The sequence below is a fragment of the Massilia sp. UYP34 genome (assembly GCF_056279385.1).
The window spans coordinates 1-14,774 of the sequence record NZ_JBWBRF010000022.1 but is presented as its reverse complement, the minus strand read 5'-3'; the positions used below and the strand labels follow the sequence as shown (position 1 = coordinate 14,774).

Sequence of the window (14,774 nt, the reverse complement as noted above, 5' to 3'; positions counted from 1 at the left end):
ATCCGCTGAGATGAATCGTGCGTATTGTTCTGTCATTCCGTTATACGATGACGAACAACGAACCGGAGGAGTTATGGAAAAATTTATTCCACTAGACACGGATACGGCAGGGGGTGTCTCTACAGCATTGATGGGTGTAGTGGCTGGCGCAGTGGCTGTGTGGGCACTTGACCGTGTCGACTGGTTTATGTGGAACCGAGAGGATCCATTAGCGCGCGCACAGACGATAGGTGTCCGGCCTGGAGGGGAACCGCCTTCACACGTGCTGGTCAGCAAAGTCGAACAGCTTACTGGGTTGAATCTGACTGACCGCCAGCATGACGTTGCTGGAAACTTAACTCATTACTCGATTGGTATTACGCCAGCGGCGGGGTACGCATTGATGCGAGAGAAGATACCTGGTCATGGAGTATCGCGTGGAGCGCTATTCGGTCTCAGTCTTTTCTTGGTACAGGACGAAGCCTTGAATTCGTTAAGCGGGCTTGGCGCAAAACCGGGTTCGTATCCTTGGCAAGCGCATGCACGCGGCTTGATTGCGCATGTTGTATACGGAGTCACTACTGAATTCGTATTGAACATCTTGGATCGTAATCGAAATCGGAAAAATGGCCGCGATTGAATTAAACTTGTTGCAGCACCGCATTTTCCAGAAACTAATGGCCTGCTAATCCAGATCAGACCACCTATGTATCGAAGGGCGAATTTTTTTGGCGCTAGTACTTTCACGCTGCAAGTGAATCGGAGGCGCGACAATCGCGAGACCTTGATCTGAGCACCCGCATGATCAATAGTAACCGCCAAAAATGAAAAAGGCTGTCCGGCTAGCATTGCCACCTATGGGGGAGACTACTTAGAGCACGTCGGGCCATCATATTCGCACTTCGCAAGGTCAGGAAGTCAAGTATTAAAATGGAGATACTAGTCCACAAAAGGACCGATTTTCCCAGTCGTGCGCACATTTCTGATCCGTTAGCGTTTCCTTCTGTGCACACTGTGACCTTACGATACAGGTCACGTATGATTTCCCTCCAGTCAATTCCGCATTCGGATATCCACGGCTGCGACAAGTGTCATCAGAGCAAAAAACTTGACTTTGAGCTACGCTTTTCCTACTAGCCGATTGTTGACGTTAGCCACCGCAGTATCGTCGCTTACTAGGCTTTAGTACGCGGTCCGAATGGCGAAGGTGCCGCTGAGGTTCTGCGCCGCGTTACTGCCGACAATCTATACCAGTTTGACCAAAGGTGCCGCGTCGGGGCTATACATAGCGCGGCCTGCCTGGGTAGCCGCGAACGGCTTTCAATCAATTTTTTGCCGAATGCTGTCAATTATCCGGCGACCTGTATTCAGTCGATCTTGGCAGCAGCCCGCGAGCATGATTTCTCAGTCGAAAACATTATTTTCGAAGTGACCGAAGGTGAACGCGTGCAAGACCGCTCACATCTCGTGCGGATCATCCGAGCTTATGACAAACTCGGTTTCCGCACTGCCATTGATGACTTCAGCGCTGGCTAAGCGGGTTTTGAATTGTTGTCCGACTACCAGCCTCTCACCTAATCCCGTAGATTGGCTTCAAGGTTTAAGGTTTATGAAACTAAACAGAAGAGTAAGAAAATCATGGAAGCGCTAGACAGCCTCAACAACCTTTATGGCCGTGATACAGTCAGGCTTGGATCTGCTGGCACAACCGCCACCTGGTCTATGAAGGCAGAAAACAAGACACCTTGCTACACGACAAGATGGGACGAACTACCAGTAGCAAGAGCCAACTGAACACTCTAAGGGGAGTCACAATGCCTTATGTGAGTTATGCAAAACAAAGAAAAGCCGATAAAGATTTTAAGATCACGAATCATCCTCACAAGTCCCAAGCTGAAAAGGACGAAGCGAAAAAACGGATAGATGAACGTGAACGTAAAGCTTTGGAACGCGAGGCTAAGCGAGCCGCTGAAGCAGGATTAAACAACCTCCAGCAAGCACTGTAAAAATCTACACTCCAATCCAAGCCCACAACTATGTGGGCTTTTCTCTTACCTCATCAAAACCTCACCCCTACCTGAAGGCTTTCGCCCTTCCCTGTCCTGACGGACTTCCAGCTTCGCCCTGGTCCTAAACGATACAATCTAGGTGTACAGATGTACGCATCCAACCGTGGCGCCGCCGAAAGCTCTCTCCGCAAGGTCCCCATTCCAAGGTTTTACCGTCAAATCTAGCTTGCTACTATCGAGTTGCGCGCCACGAGTTAGCTGAGAGAGCAAATGAGAGATAGAAATACGACTCAGGCGAAATAACATCTCCATGTGCGGAAGACCGAATGACTCAACACCGCTCTGATCAACCTGAAGTACGAAGTTATCGGTTTCCGGATGATCAAGAAGACGTACCTTTATCTCTACGCTTCCATCATCCTTTTCTGTTGTGTGAACAACTCCACGTCCGAGACGTGAAGTTACAAAATGACGTTGCATAGATTTCATTTGATCCGTGTGGTCTAACTTTAACTGGACTTGTTAACGCTAGATTTTACTACAGTAAGCCTTAAGAGTGCAAAGTTGCCAACTTTACCAAACTGCCGATGGTCAAATCGTGATCGCACGAGGGCCGTGACTTCCTTGCAGACTGTGCGTGAAAATACGATACTAATAGTCTCTACCTGAAGGCTTTCGCCCTTCCCTGTCCTTGCAGGACTTCCAGCTTCGCCCTGGTATCAATCCACCCCGCTATCTAGTCGCTCAACCCGCAGGGCCCTCCGTTTACGCTGCGCTTGGCTCGTATGGTTTTCTCTTTTTTTGAACACCCTACCGCTTTGCTGAAATTCGTTTAGAAGCCCTACAAGCGTTTTTTCATACACCTGGCACATTCGTACCAACTACACTGCGAAAGCCCAACCTGAGCCTTCTCACGAGGTCGTTTTCTTCCACTGATATCCATTTTTGCCGTTTATCTGTGTTTCTTACCGTTTGTCGGAAAACCTTGCCTTAACCTTGCTTTTGTATATCAATAATATATCATAGGATTATAACAACAAAAACAAAGGGGAATTAAAATGGCGATACTTTTCTTAATAATCGGCATACTTGGAATGGCCTTCTTCAAAGACACAATTGGCTCAATGATTTGGAACGTAGTGGGCTATGTTTGGGTAAAGCTTGACAGCATGATTGATGCAGTCACAGGTAAGTAAAAATAAAAACTAAAACGATAAAATTGGAGCAAACATGAGAACATTAGAATTATTATCAGCATCAAACCCGGTAGCACAGATGTACAATACAAACACAGTTCGTTATGCAGAAGTACAAATTGAAGCAGACGACTACGATTTCATAACAGAACATGAAGCAATCTACTTAGCCAACCCTACAAATGAAAATTTCATGAATTGGTTAGCTTCAATTTAAAAATATAAGAGCCTTTAGAGGCTCTTCCATGTTGACTCCAGAATATATATTTGCTATATACTTTATATATACATAAGAAAAGGAGAATACATGGATACACAAAAAGAAAAATATTGCTACTTACTGAAATTGCCATTACGAGTTGCATTGAAAGCGAAGGAGCTTACAAAGGATCAGGAACGAACTATGGCGAAATACATTCAGATAGCAGTTCAAGAGAAGATTGATAGAGATACACCAAAAGCAAAATAAGAAACCGAGCGGCACACAAAAAAATAACAACAGGAGATTTATATGAGTATCAGAGAATTAAGAGAAGCAGTCAAAACAGCAGAGCGCAACAAGAAGGTAATCAACATCATCAGCAACGAAGGAAGCGTAGGTAAAACTATCCTAAGTTTGTTAGTTGCTGGTGTATGCAAGAATCTTGGAGTTCGTTTAGCAAAGTTCACTTTAGACAAACACCACCAAGAGCTTTTAACTGTTCATGGACAGTACAGTAAAGGTCAATTACTAGATATTAGTAAGCAAGATCCTATTGAGGGGGTTGCCCACTTTGACGTTAGAGAAGACGGTAGAAAGTCTATTGATATTCTTGGCGTAGCAGAAATCAAAGAAGTTGATATTTTGTTAGACAATCCAGCGGACGGCATTGACGAGCAAAACAAGCTTCCATCACAAGAAGCATATGTGAAGATACATAAGTTAATGAAACGCGACATTCTTGAGATCGTACCTATCGCTACCCCTGACAAGTCTATTGCATCAGCCGAAGCGATGATCAGCACTTTTGACGGTATAGACATTGAGAACATTCATTTCTTATTTGTTTTCAATGAAGGACTAATGGGGAAGAACAAGAAAGAAGTTCACCAAGCGTTTGCGAACAGTAAGATTATTCAGGACATGATCACACAAGGGCAAGCAAGCACAATCACTATCAGAACGAAGTTGGAACCTACAGCAGTTTCACTAATTAAGTCCAAGTCTTTTGAACAGTTGAGAAAGATGAACGACGAGGGGAAAATGGATCTATTTGATTGGGTAGTTTTGGACGAGTTGATTAACGATTTTGAGCGCGACTTCTTACCTTACCTTGCATAAAAATAGCCCCGTTAGGGGCTTTCTCTTTTGTCTAGCATACTTGTGAAATGCTAGCTTCTTTTTCTCAATAAATCTAACCGCTTTACAATCTCACCAATAGAAGCTTCATAGCCATTAAGTTCAAGGATGTAAGCAATCCAGAACTCTCTTCCATAATCACAACTCGCAAATCTATCACTTAGGAAAATTCTATAGTTAGTCTGGAAAACTTCATCAAGTGTCATTCCTGGCTTGACGAGTATAGAAGCTCTGTGTCCTTCCTCAATGGCTTCATATGTTAGCCGCCTCACCTCTGCACTTATTCTTTCAAAATCATCGTCTTTCATACTTTCTCCTTTTAAATTTTTCTTTGCACTACCACCTTCCTCTTCAATAGATCGAACACGTTTTTCTGTTGTTCGGTTCCAAGCTCATTCTTAAATTTAGTGTGGTTGCCCGACACAGTCCACTTTGGATTGTTGTACCTGTTGTATTCGTTAATTTTCTCAAGGAACCCCAACCACACATATTCATCAACACCCGTCCATTCAGCTACCCACCCTTCTTGTGCTTCCCTCTTCCACCTGTCTTCTTCTTCACGCAAATCTTCAAAATCTACAGCAGGAGTTAGCGAAGTCTTGGCAAAGACATGTGCATGTTCCTGATCGATAGCCGGTTTAGGAGGCGTGTGACGGACAGCTTGTATCTGGTGCGGAAGAACTTGTGTCTCAACCGCTTCCACTGGCGCCACCTGGTGCGACACGGCTACTGGACTAGGTACGACGTCGACGGAGCGAGTTTGTGTGAGGGAAGAAGCAATAGATGCTTTCTGACCAGTTAGCCCCTTCTTCTTCCTTATGCGAGAAAAGTACTTTTGAATCATTGCTTCGTTAGCATTAGTGTTGCCATTCTTATGCAACATCTCAACGATTGACCGATACCACGGCTTACCATTTCTACGAAGCAACGGTATCAATTCATTTTCCCAAACATCGAAGTTCTCAACACAAATTTGTAGAACATTAGTCGCCTTACCGTTTCTTCTCTCTTCGTCTAATAATTCTTTAGTCCATTGAGCGAAATTATCATCAATCATTTTTCGCCCCTTTTCTCTTCCCATATACCTCAGCACGAGTTCTAGAAAGATATGCCCCAACCTGGTCTACCGAGCATTCATATCCCGCCCTGGTAAGTAAGTCAGCTAAGTACTGATATTGATTCTTACGCTGTATCTTAAGCAACGGCAAAAGCTCATAGTCCCATAAGCGAATGTTCTTGCGAAACACATCCGCAAGTGAGTCGCGCACTTCATGCACAAGCAAATTATCCTCTTCATCTCTAATCGCCTGCCTAGTCATTTCTAAAATATTCATCGATTCGCCATAATTTCATTTTAATTAATCATAATCGATGAAAAAGAAAAGTCAACAACCCAAACTATCAGTTTGAGTCTGTTCAGTAACATTTTATGTCTTGATTTATCTGCGAACGTCTTTGTATGTCTTCCAAAATCAGTATGTGTCTTTTTTAGTGTTGTCGATGTAATTTTTTCGCCGTTGTTCTTAAAAAGTAATTCATAAGCACTCATCACATTGAAATGTATAGTTTGCGAAAATTTCATTTTCCCGTTGAGCCTCTAGGCTCATGGACGATTTTCACAAATATATAAGGTATGACCCGTTGACTCCTTATTTTTTATAGCTATATTAATGCTATAAACCAATAAAAAAGGATCAACTATGAACATAACTAATAAAATAAACATGTGGAATGAAGTGCTATTGAAAGCTGACACTAAAGTAAAACAAGTAGTGGACCCAACTACCGGAGCCTTCTATTTTGAAGTAGCGAAGTACAGGAACGACAACTCATTAGCATGCCGCGCTATTAATAAGATCAGAGAGAAGTCAGGCGTAGATTTGAGATTCAGCTTCATCAACATGGGAAAAGTTCTTTTCACTACCAAGCATGAAGCGAACCTTGAAGAGTTCATTAAGAGCTACCGCTTTGACATCAACACTGAGAACTTCGCTTACTCAAACGTGACCGTTAAAGAGTTTGATGCTATCAAGAGAAGTAATGCTTTAGATAAAGTGATGGCGAAGGAGTTGCCAATACAAATGGCTGAACTAGTTGGATCAACCAGCCAAGGCTATACAGACATAAATAAAATGATGAAGAGTGAACTTAGTGAAAAGATTCCACCAGTATTGGTTGACACACCAAAGAGTGAGTACAAAGTTGAGCTTGACGACTTCGCAAAGGAATTAATCACCGAGTTCTCAAAGCCTGAACACAAAAACACTGTCAAGATCGTTAAGTCAAAGTCTCTAGGGAGAGGTAGATAATTATGAGCGGATCACCATTTGACAAAGAAATTATGGAGCAGTTAAGCCAGCTAATAGGAAAAGGCTTTCTAGTCATTCCAATTGATCCAGAGTTGAAGGCGAAGTACTACGACACTTGCACCAAGCACAACCGTAATCCGCATGAGCAGTTGAGAAAGGATATGTCTCACCGAATCAAAATATTGATGGATAGGGAGCGTAAGGCGAAAGAACAGGAAGGAAAAGAGCAGGCTGAAAAGCAGAGCTTTCTTCAACAAGCAGCTTTGAAAATGCGAACCAATGAACCAACCAAGGGAAAGGATAAATAATGAAAAACCACTTACGAGTAGATTCAGTGAAGGTGTTTGAGGAAGATGCATTGAAGCTTGAGCTACTTCAAAAAGCACATGGCATTAAGGGTAAGGGCGAGGCATACAGGAAGGCCGTTGATTTCATGCTTAGGTATCACGAGCTTTATGTTCAGAACACAATGGCTTTGAAAGAATTAACAAAAGCTGTAAATGATGGCAATGCCAAGACCGATGAACGCCTGGAAGACCTATATTTCAAAATCAATACAATCAACGCACACAAATAACAAGAGACACAGCCCATGCTTATAGATTTTAAAAAGATGAACAACTTGGACTACCACAAGAAGCAGTTGAAGTACAACATGACTGCTTTGCTTGCCGAGATCAAGAAAGCATATCCAGACGAAGTAAATCCAAACCTCAACGACCCGAAGTTTAAAGCCATCATTGAGAGTATGCCCTTCAACCCTATGATTGCGGGTGGTATCGCAAAAGAGCTAGGGTTGACTGATCAAGTGATGACTTTAGACCTTTGGGAAGATTTTTGTAATGGCTATGCGCCTGCTGCAAAAATACCTGCTGACTCTCCTCTACAAGATTTAGTCATTGATACACCACGCGGCAAAATGGTTCAATTCACCAAAGCGGCTTCACAGATTAATAGCAAGGGTGACTATGTTCTTGAGCCTGCTACTAACACGAAGCAGAAGCGTCTTGGTGTTGAGTTTATTTTTGGCTTAGCTGGCAATGTGTCATCTGCTGTTGCTAGGCTTGCAACTGAAGATCCAAGTGTTGAGAACAAGGTTAAAGACATGTTCAACAGAGTGATGAAAGAGCATGTTCTTCCAGCTATGTTAGAAGATGCATTAATAAGAACTGGTAAGGACGGTGTAGATCTTCACTATGTGAAAGAAATCTTATGGGTGAACTTCATGCACTCGGAGAATCGCAGCGAACTTCCTTTCTATCATATACATGGGGACCTTTTGAATGTAGCTCTAGGATATGACGACAAGCTGTATTCATTAAACACTGATCAGGTTGTGCAGAACAAAGATCACTACAACGCCATCTTTCAAGCTGCAATGAAGCACATGATGGAGCAAGAGCTTGGCTTTGTCTTCAAACCTGTCTACTTGGACGACGACTTGAACAATGAATTCCTTGCCGACCATGAAAAGAATATTTGTGCTTACGATCTAACTGACGACTTCGTACCTCAAAACGTCCAGGACTTCGCAGGCGCACGCCAGAAGGAGATCGAAGATGCAGTGAAGAAGAAGGGTAAGCCTATGAGCTTCCTGGAAATGGAACATGCTCGCCTTGAGACTCGTGACGAGAAGACTGACCTCTCCCCTTCTGAGCTTAGAGCACAGTGGAAAGTCCAATACGACCAACTAGGCTTCACCGCGGACCACGTGAAGAAGGCTATGAGGTTCAACCAAGTCATGCCGAACACTGCCAAGCTCGATGACGAGCAGTTGCTTACCAACTACCAGAGGAAGGTGAACGCTCAAGCGGTTCGTAACGGCCAAAGCACCAAGTTCAACTACCAAGTGCCAGCAGGTTTGTACAAGCAGGGTAATCTCCCGGCCGCTAAGCGTCGCTCCGTCCAAATGGTAGAGACAACATACGAAAGCGATGCAGCAGCCGACGAACGATTGATTCAGGGCTTCATCCGCAAGCACCGTGAAGTGAGCTTTACTGAGCACCAGTTCAAAGCACACATGGTCAAGCAGCTTCTCGAGACTCACGACAAGGAAGGGGCTTTCCGCAAGGCTGAGCAGCTCTTTAACGATAACTGCCTACACATGATGGACAAGACCAAGCTGGACTACTTCAAAGAGTTCATGGAGAACAAGGCTATGGAGCCGTTTGAAAGACAGCAGAAGATGATTCAATGGTCGAAAAATATGCAATTTACTACCAAGGGCATACGGGATATGGAGATGCGTATCTTTGACACCTTGAATGCTCGCAAGGACGAGTCGCACCTTTCCTACTCTGAACAGGAAGTATCAGAATTTATTATCAGTTGGGAAGATATGAAGAGTACTCAGTTCGGTAAGCCTGTGAAGATGGCCAAGGGACAACGTGACGCGGTTATAGCTGCAATCTGTAGCAAGGGCGGAATTGTAAATATAGCTGGACGTGCAGGGAGTGGGAAAAGCTTTTTACTTGAATGTGTGAAGGACTTCTACGAAACCAAGGGCGTGACTATGATGGGAACTTCAACATCAGCAGCCGCGACAATTGAGTTAGAAAAGTCTACAAACATGAAAGCTGGACAGTCATTCAATACAGCTAAACTCTTACAGCTATTAAAGACCGACAAGAAAAAAATCACTAAGGACACCGTTATTGTGATTGATGAGGCAGGCATGATGGATCTTGAACCAATGCATGACTTAGTTATGCATGCGAACAAGGTAGGAGCCCGACTGGTTCTATCTGGAGAGGTACAGCAATTGCAAAATGTCGGGCTTGGAAGCGTACTGAGAACCTTGAGCGATGAGTTCGGATTCACGCCTGTTACAGAGATCAATCGTCAAAGCGATTCCTGGCAACGTGAGATGGTCAACGACTTCGCATCAGGGAGGTCAGCAAAGGCCGTTAGAAGCCTTTACGACCACGGCAGAGTGATTATCACCAAGACCGAAGACGAGCGCATTGCAGCGGCCGTACAAGCCTACATGACTGCAACCCATATGGAAGAGAAGACAGTCAAGGTTGCCGGCCCCAACGGCTTCGTGTCCAAGACTGAGAAGGTGGAGGTTGCGACTTCGTTTGAACAGAAGGTAATGATTGCAGCGACTAACTTTGAGGTGGAGCGCCTGAACAACGAGGTACGTGCGGCATTGAAGAAGGAAGGCAAACTGCCAGAAGTGGATCAGGCAACAATCACATGCGCTGATAAGGTTGAGAGAGGGTTCTCCGAGGGCGACCGCGTTATTTTCACCAAGAGCAGTAAAAGTAGCGATGCAGATCCGCTTGAAGTTGCGAACTCACAGACTGGCACAGTCATTGGCTTCAAGATGGACAAGCTGACCAAGAAGCCGATTGCTCTTCAAATTCGCCTGGACACTGGCAAGGAAGTCTTCATGGACTGTAAGAAGAAGAAGCCTGCTATCCGTTCAGCGTACTGCATCACAACACACAAGAGCCAAGGGCAAACAAAAATGTCGGCTATGTATGTGCCTTCTCAAAATAGTAACAGTTTGCACCAGGCGTACGTGGCTTGCTCTAGACATAAAAAAAATGTGACCATGTTTCTGAGTGACCAGATGGCGGATAAGCTTGCCGAAAAAGCTGAAGACAAGGAACCGACCGCAAGGATGGTAGAGGTTGCACGCCTGGTAGCGAAGAGCCGAGGTGTAGAGCTTCCGCTTGAAGTCACTCAGTCATTTGGAGAGGCACGAGCATTCTTGAACGAGAACTACGAGAAGATGGCCGAGGTAGGGATAGTGCAACATAGGGTTGACGATTTTACCAATATTATTTCTGCGATGGCGAAGGAAAGCTATAAGAAGAGCACATTGGACTATCAGCTACTAGACGGCGAGCACGTAAATGCCTACAAGGAAGCGAAGCAGTTGAGGAAGGACTTGGCCGCAGGTATAGCCGAGCCAGTCATGAAGGCCAAGGCGGTGAAGAAGGAAGAGGAATTCATCCCTGAACACGCTCGCAAGAGTAAGCCGATCATGTTGAACCAGCTTCCTACCATCAAGCCTGTAGTGCCAGAGTCAGCGGCGCCGGCCCTTGCTGCGAAGAAGACGAAGGCCAAGAAGAAGGAGTTGGGCTTGACCAGATAACATACGAAAAACCGCCCTCCTCATCAGTAAGTCGTTGCAATGGACGACTTATTTCCGCTATCCTGAAGCCGTAGCATTCAGTCATCATTAGGGAGAACCGATGAGCAGGGCAATTTTGTATGATCTAGAACGTAAACGGAAAGCTGCATATAGGGCTGAACGAAAAGTCAAATCGCAGTCTCTTGAAATTCAAATCCAGAACTACAACGATAACAATAAATATTGTCAGTACAAGTTTCCCCAAGCAGATAAACTAATCAACGACACCTTCATCTCTAATGAGGTAATCACTAGAAGCACGAAACCTACAGACGACAGTGCCTTTGAAGAAATTGACGATAAGATTGATTTCTGCAAGACTTATGTTGAAAAGTTATTGGATGTCGATCTCTCAGAGGTTAGGGTTCTTCGCGTCAACGGCTTGAACCATTTATCTGAAGGAAGAGCACTCTCGTGCGCCGAGAACGAACATGCTGTTTTGCTTCCACCTAAAGGAAATGGCTTCGTATCTGTTGATCTGCTTCTTCATGAGCTAGGGCATACCGTCGAGTTCATGTTGAGAAGGCCAATTGCCGACAACGATTACTTCACCAATTTCGGAATCTTGAGCGAAGCTATAGCTCACTTCGTTCAATTTAGGTACTTAAGAGAACACGGAACCGAGGATCAAAAACTATCAGCTATCCAATCAGTTATTCCTGGATACATTGCAATGAGAGTAGTGGAAGCTGTACTTGCAGATCCACGTGGAGCCAAGATCATTGTTCCTGAAGATGTATTTGACCGTCCTGAAGTTTTAGAAGTAAGACATGCGATGGGTGACGGAAACTTCAAATATTTCCTTGAGTTCTATCGAAACCTAGATGTTCGCAAGGTTTATGACCACAAAGTTGTAGAACGCATGGGTGCGATTATTGCACTCCATTTATTAGACGAACCCGAGACTGTACGCAAGTTTTGCACGATCAAAGCTCTAAACAGCTTGGAAGAAACACTATCATCGAACGACATAGACACTGAACGTGTCCTGGACTTTACTAAAGCTGACGAACTCATCAAAGCTTTTCTGAACTAACCTTCCCTTCTCTATCCATCAAAAGCCCCTTCATGGGGCTTTTTCTTTTTCCAAATAATGCTTTTGACTTAAGCCTAGCTATTGCTTTTCCTTTTGTTTTATATATAACTAATATATACACTAAGGAGATACGAAATGATGACTAACACCCGATTATTCAAAACAGTAGAAGAAAATATAAAGCCCAAAGCTGAAGAAAAACTAGTTTGCGACGGTTGCCCAAACGCTCTAGCTTTTGCACTAAAAGATGAAGTTCGCTTCTACTGCAAGATCATGCACACAATCACTTGGACTTCTAATGAACGAACAGCAATCGTAGTTTGCACAGACAACATAGCGCCTCTTGAAAGTGCGATAGTTCCTCAACAAACAACCCATCAGCCAGCGACACTTGAAGAATTTCCAGATTTGGGAGAGTTCGATCCCGATACAAAACCCTTCATACACTCCACCTGATATTTTTAAACACATATGATATCCAATTCAGGGTATGACCCTTTACTTTGGAAATCATTTTGCTATAACTATATTAACAACAAAAATAAAACAGGAGTTTAACATGAAGGTAAGAACAAGAGAATTCAACAAAGCACATGCAGAATACGAAGCAATAATTCTATCTGACGACGACACTAAGATTGACCCAGTCCTAATGGAAGGTTACATAGACAATTTTGACGAAAATTGCAGAGCATTGAAAGAGAGAACCGACATCGAAAAGAAGAAGGATGCACGCAAGACCGTAATTGTTGATTTGAAAACTCATGCAATCTTCTTTGCCTCATTCGCCGCAACAGTATTTGTTGGGTACAAAGTTGGCGCAATCTACGAATGGCTAAGTGTGTTGATCTAAGCCAACCATACAAACAAATTACAGGAGAATAAAAATGAATCAAAACAGCAACAATGAAGGAAACAACGGGAAGGTATTTTTCGCCTTATTAGGAACAGTGGTTCTTGGAGCATTAGCTTTTACAGGAATTCTACGTGCAAACAACTTGGAAGAGATTTTCATAGTTAAAGAAGAGAACCGTCTTTTTGCAGCTAAAGATGCTATCTACAAAACAGAGTGTCAGGAGCCACGCCGCGAGCAAGAAAGACTTTCTTCACAAATTGAAGAGCAAGCTGGAGCAGCAGCATTTCGTATGAAGACCATTTATCAAGACGGCTTAAAAGCACATGAATTGTATAGCCCTGGCGAAAAGATTGTGGAAGGCGAGAAGTATGTTGAACAAAAATGTCAGGAAGCACTGAAACGCGCAGGCGAACTTAATCGCGGAAGCTCAAGAGAATTCGTCATAGCCAATTTCTTCGGGAGAAAATGATTAGATGAAAGATGAAAAACCCATAGTTTTACTACCGGGGGATAAACGTGTCTTAGATGGATATACACCAGTGATTCACGCAGGGACAGCTATTACACTAGCTGTTCTTGGCTTTGTAGCTACGGCAAGTCTTGTCCTATTTTTGACCTGGTTCAACTTCCCCTTCCTCCCTGTGCCTGAGTCTAACTACAGCAAACTCGGACACATATTTCACTACTTCAATCACTGGTTCATAAGCAGGCTTGTCAAGCTACCGTCTTACTATAGCTATGGTGGCTGGATGAATCATGTTGTTGAAAATGGGCAGGTTCATCTGATAGCGATCAGACACTTCCTTGCAACAGTTTTCGGTGGCTATGTAGGCTACAAGTTCTTTATGTATTCCTGGAAGCCTGTAGACAACCAGCGTCAGATCCGAGGCAAGACCCTACTAAAGGGACAAGAAGCTTTCAACGATTTAAAGCGCACATGGGATGCGCAAATCAAAGCGACAGTGAGCGAAAAATTCCCGCATGGTAGAAGAGCTTTGATCATTGCGAGCGACAAGGGATTTAAACCAAATGTAGCAGAGACTTTTGACAAGAAAGCTAAAGTCATACGAATGCCGGACGATTCCAGAAGGACACATCAGGTCTTTCTTGGAGGCTCACGGCGCGGAAAAGGTGTTGTACTAAAGCAACAGATTATGCAAGTGTATTACCGCATCTTAAATGGTAGCCGTGACAAGCTCATGATTATAGATACCCCAAAAGGGGAATACGGCAACTTGTTCAAAGCAAAATACACAGTTCAGTTTGCGCCTGATGAAAAGCACAGTGTTGAGTACTGGCTTGCAAGGGACTTGGAGTATGACGCCGACTTTAAAGCGTTTTGGGCAGGACGAATTCCGACCAATGAGAAAGAGCCGTACTGGTCTGACTCAGCAAGGGCTATCGGTGTAGCTATCATGGTCTTCCTACGCAATCAATGCGGCGAAGATTGGAACTTCTCACACTTCGCGTATTGGAGAGATCAACCACAAAAAACATTAATAGAGATCGCTCGTGAGCACTATCCAGACGCATTGAAGACTCTTGAAGGGCCTGAAAACACTGTAGGGACTCACATGTCCACTTTATCAGTGAACTCTTCTGACGCTATCGAGCTTGCCAAGATTTGGAATGGCTACCACCACAAAGCTGACATTCATCAAATGAGTGTTGCACTTCTTCAGAAACCTTTCTGGCTTAACTGGTTCATAAACACTGCATACCCTCTTACAAGAACTGTAGGCGAAGACGAAGAGCAAAAAACAGAAGACATTCCAGAGAACTACTTCACTCACTTCATGATGAGTGGTTTGCTTAAGGCCACCTCTAAAAACCTCGGCCGAGACGCCTGCGGCTGGGTAAAATCCTGACATCGAACCAAGCCAGCGAGTGCCGTCATGATGAAACC

General features: G+C 44.0%; 19 protein-coding genes. 16 read left to right on the top strand and 3 right to left on the bottom strand.

Annotated elements, in window-relative coordinates:
* The first annotated feature begins 73 nt into the window (after window positions 1–73).
* From ACZ9AQ_RS21360 to ACZ9AQ_RS21330, 7 genes are all read left to right on the top strand, one after another.
* Window positions 74–619 (top strand): hypothetical protein, encoded by a 546-nt coding sequence (locus ACZ9AQ_RS21360; RefSeq protein WP_429206681.1) that lies wholly within the window; start codon window positions 74–76, stop codon window positions 617–619.
* A 581-nt stretch (window positions 620–1,200) separates the two neighbouring features.
* Window positions 1,201–1,515: an EAL domain-containing protein gene (locus ACZ9AQ_RS21355; protein WP_429206732.1), complete on the top strand. Its 315-nt coding sequence runs from the start codon at window positions 1,201–1,203 to the stop codon at window positions 1,513–1,515.
* Window positions 1,516–1,617: 102 nt separating this feature from the next.
* A complete protein-coding gene (locus ACZ9AQ_RS21350; protein WP_429206680.1) occupies window positions 1,618–1,773 on the top strand; it encodes a DUF4113 domain-containing protein in 156 nt (51 codons plus the stop codon).
* A gap of 20 nt (window positions 1,774–1,793) precedes the next feature.
* Entirely contained in the window at window positions 1,794–1,985 is a 192-nt protein-coding gene (locus ACZ9AQ_RS21345) for a hypothetical protein (RefSeq protein ID WP_429206679.1), read from the top strand.
* A 1,233-nt stretch (window positions 1,986–3,218) separates the two neighbouring features.
* The gene (locus tag ACZ9AQ_RS21340) at window positions 3,219–3,401 is read left to right on the top strand and encodes a hypothetical protein (protein WP_429206677.1); all 183 of its coding nucleotides are present in this window, start codon (window positions 3,219–3,221) and stop codon (window positions 3,399–3,401) included.
* A 90-nt stretch (window positions 3,402–3,491) separates the two neighbouring features.
* A complete protein-coding gene (locus ACZ9AQ_RS21335; protein WP_429206676.1) occupies window positions 3,492–3,653 on the top strand; it encodes a hypothetical protein in 162 nt (53 codons plus the stop codon).
* A 42-nt stretch (window positions 3,654–3,695) separates the two neighbouring features.
* Window positions 3,696–4,505 carry a hypothetical protein gene (locus ACZ9AQ_RS21330; protein ID WP_429206675.1) on the top strand — a complete coding sequence of 270 codons (810 nt, stop codon included), beginning with the start codon at window positions 3,696–3,698 and terminating at the stop codon, window positions 4,503–4,505.
* A gap of 50 nt (window positions 4,506–4,555) precedes the next feature.
* Here ACZ9AQ_RS21330 and ACZ9AQ_RS21325 read toward each other — a convergent pair whose 3' ends face one another.
* Genes ACZ9AQ_RS21325 through ACZ9AQ_RS21315 form a run of 3 tightly spaced genes read right to left on the bottom strand, consistent with a single transcriptional unit; the run spans window position 4,556 to window position 5,857 of the window.
* Window positions 4,556–4,831, bottom strand: a complete 276-nt coding sequence (locus ACZ9AQ_RS21325) for a hypothetical protein (protein WP_429206674.1) — start codon at window positions 4,829–4,831, stop codon at window positions 4,556–4,558.
* Window positions 4,832–4,842: 11 nt separating this feature from the next.
* Window positions 4,843–5,580: a hypothetical protein gene (locus tag ACZ9AQ_RS21320; RefSeq protein ID WP_429206673.1), complete on the bottom strand. Its 738-nt coding sequence runs from the start codon at window positions 5,578–5,580 to the stop codon at window positions 4,843–4,845.
* Window positions 5,573–5,857: a hypothetical protein gene (locus ACZ9AQ_RS21315; RefSeq protein ID WP_429206672.1), complete on the bottom strand. Its 285-nt coding sequence runs from the start codon at window positions 5,855–5,857 to the stop codon at window positions 5,573–5,575. The genes ACZ9AQ_RS21320 and ACZ9AQ_RS21315 overlap by 8 nt, the downstream gene beginning before the upstream one ends.
* A gap of 366 nt (window positions 5,858–6,223) precedes the next feature.
* Here ACZ9AQ_RS21315 and ACZ9AQ_RS21310 point away from each other — a divergent pair, with 366 nt between their 5' ends.
* The 9 genes from ACZ9AQ_RS21310 to ACZ9AQ_RS21270 all read left to right on the top strand — a co-directional run bounded on the left by ACZ9AQ_RS21310 (window position 6,224) and on the right by ACZ9AQ_RS21270 (window position 14,736).
* Window positions 6,224–6,832, top strand: coding sequence for a hypothetical protein (locus ACZ9AQ_RS21310; protein ID WP_429206671.1), 609 nt, complete (start codon window positions 6,224–6,226; stop codon window positions 6,830–6,832).
* Window positions 6,833–6,834: 2 nt separating this feature from the next.
* On the top strand, window positions 6,835–7,140 hold the full coding sequence (locus ACZ9AQ_RS21305) for a hypothetical protein (RefSeq protein ID WP_429206670.1): 306 nt from the start codon (window positions 6,835–6,837) through the stop codon (window positions 7,138–7,140).
* A complete protein-coding gene (locus tag ACZ9AQ_RS21300; RefSeq protein WP_429206669.1) occupies window positions 7,140–7,409 on the top strand; it encodes a hypothetical protein in 270 nt (89 codons plus the stop codon). Before ACZ9AQ_RS21305 ends, ACZ9AQ_RS21300 begins: the two co-directional genes overlap by 1 nt.
* Before the next feature lie 15 nt (window positions 7,410–7,424).
* Window positions 7,425–10,937, top strand: coding sequence for an AAA family ATPase (locus tag ACZ9AQ_RS21295; protein WP_429206668.1), 3,513 nt, complete (start codon window positions 7,425–7,427; stop codon window positions 10,935–10,937).
* Between the two features lie 100 nt (window positions 10,938–11,037).
* Window positions 11,038–12,012, top strand: a complete 975-nt coding sequence (locus ACZ9AQ_RS21290; protein WP_429206667.1) for a hypothetical protein — start codon at window positions 11,038–11,040, stop codon at window positions 12,010–12,012.
* A 135-nt stretch (window positions 12,013–12,147) separates the two neighbouring features.
* Entirely contained in the window at window positions 12,148–12,468 is a 321-nt protein-coding gene (locus ACZ9AQ_RS21285; protein WP_429206666.1) for a hypothetical protein, read from the top strand.
* 34 nt (window positions 12,469–12,502) lie between these two features.
* Complete coding sequence (locus ACZ9AQ_RS21280) at window positions 12,503–12,865, top strand: hypothetical protein (RefSeq protein ID WP_429206665.1); 363 nt, start codon at window positions 12,503–12,505, stop codon at window positions 12,863–12,865.
* Between the two features lie 34 nt (window positions 12,866–12,899).
* A complete protein-coding gene (locus ACZ9AQ_RS21275) occupies window positions 12,900–13,337 on the top strand; it encodes a hypothetical protein (RefSeq protein ID WP_429206664.1) in 438 nt (145 codons plus the stop codon).
* Between the two features lie 4 nt (window positions 13,338–13,341).
* Window positions 13,342–14,736: a type IV secretion system DNA-binding domain-containing protein gene (locus tag ACZ9AQ_RS21270; protein ID WP_429206663.1), complete on the top strand. Its 1,395-nt coding sequence runs from the start codon at window positions 13,342–13,344 to the stop codon at window positions 14,734–14,736.
* Window positions 14,737–14,774 lie beyond the last annotated feature (38 nt).

Bases quoted from the DNA above. Each gene is read 5' to 3' on its own strand.
- ACZ9AQ_RS21350 (WP_429206680.1), top strand. From the start codon at position 1,618: ATGGAAGCGCTAGACAGCCTCAACAACCTTTATGGCCGTGATACAGTC.
- ACZ9AQ_RS21285 (WP_429206666.1), top strand. From the start codon at position 12,148: ATGATGACTAACACCCGATTATTCAAAACAGTAGAAGAAAATATAAAG.
- ACZ9AQ_RS21270 (WP_429206663.1), top strand. From the start codon at position 13,342: ATGAAAGATGAAAAACCCATAGTTTTACTACCGGGGGATAAACGTGTC.
- ACZ9AQ_RS21280 (WP_429206665.1), top strand. From the start codon at position 12,503: ATGACCCTTTACTTTGGAAATCATTTTGCTATAACTATATTAACAACA.
- ACZ9AQ_RS21335 (WP_429206676.1), top strand. From the start codon at position 3,492: ATGGATACACAAAAAGAAAAATATTGCTACTTACTGAAATTGCCATTA.
- ACZ9AQ_RS21305 (WP_429206670.1), top strand. From the start codon at position 6,835: ATGAGCGGATCACCATTTGACAAAGAAATTATGGAGCAGTTAAGCCAG.
- ACZ9AQ_RS21340 (WP_429206677.1), top strand. From the start codon at position 3,219: ATGAGAACATTAGAATTATTATCAGCATCAAACCCGGTAGCACAGATG.
- ACZ9AQ_RS21345 (WP_429206679.1), top strand. From the start codon at position 1,794: ATGCCTTATGTGAGTTATGCAAAACAAAGAAAAGCCGATAAAGATTTT.
- ACZ9AQ_RS21275 (WP_429206664.1), top strand. From the start codon at position 12,900: ATGAATCAAAACAGCAACAATGAAGGAAACAACGGGAAGGTATTTTTC.
- ACZ9AQ_RS21300 (WP_429206669.1), top strand. From the start codon at position 7,140: ATGAAAAACCACTTACGAGTAGATTCAGTGAAGGTGTTTGAGGAAGAT.
- ACZ9AQ_RS21325 (WP_429206674.1), bottom strand. From the start codon at position 4,831: ATGAAAGACGATGATTTTGAAAGAATAAGTGCAGAGGTGAGGCGGCTA.
- ACZ9AQ_RS21315 (WP_429206672.1), bottom strand. From the start codon at position 5,857: ATGAATATTTTAGAAATGACTAGGCAGGCGATTAGAGATGAAGAGGAT.
- ACZ9AQ_RS21290 (WP_429206667.1), top strand. From the start codon at position 11,038: ATGAGCAGGGCAATTTTGTATGATCTAGAACGTAAACGGAAAGCTGCA.
- ACZ9AQ_RS21330 (WP_429206675.1), top strand. From the start codon at position 3,696: ATGAGTATCAGAGAATTAAGAGAAGCAGTCAAAACAGCAGAGCGCAAC.
- ACZ9AQ_RS21295 (WP_429206668.1), top strand. From the start codon at position 7,425: ATGCTTATAGATTTTAAAAAGATGAACAACTTGGACTACCACAAGAAG.
- ACZ9AQ_RS21360 (WP_429206681.1), top strand. From the start codon at position 74: ATGGAAAAATTTATTCCACTAGACACGGATACGGCAGGGGGTGTCTCT.
- ACZ9AQ_RS21310 (WP_429206671.1), top strand. From the start codon at position 6,224: ATGAACATAACTAATAAAATAAACATGTGGAATGAAGTGCTATTGAAA.
- ACZ9AQ_RS21320 (WP_429206673.1), bottom strand. From the start codon at position 5,580: ATGATTGATGATAATTTCGCTCAATGGACTAAAGAATTATTAGACGAA.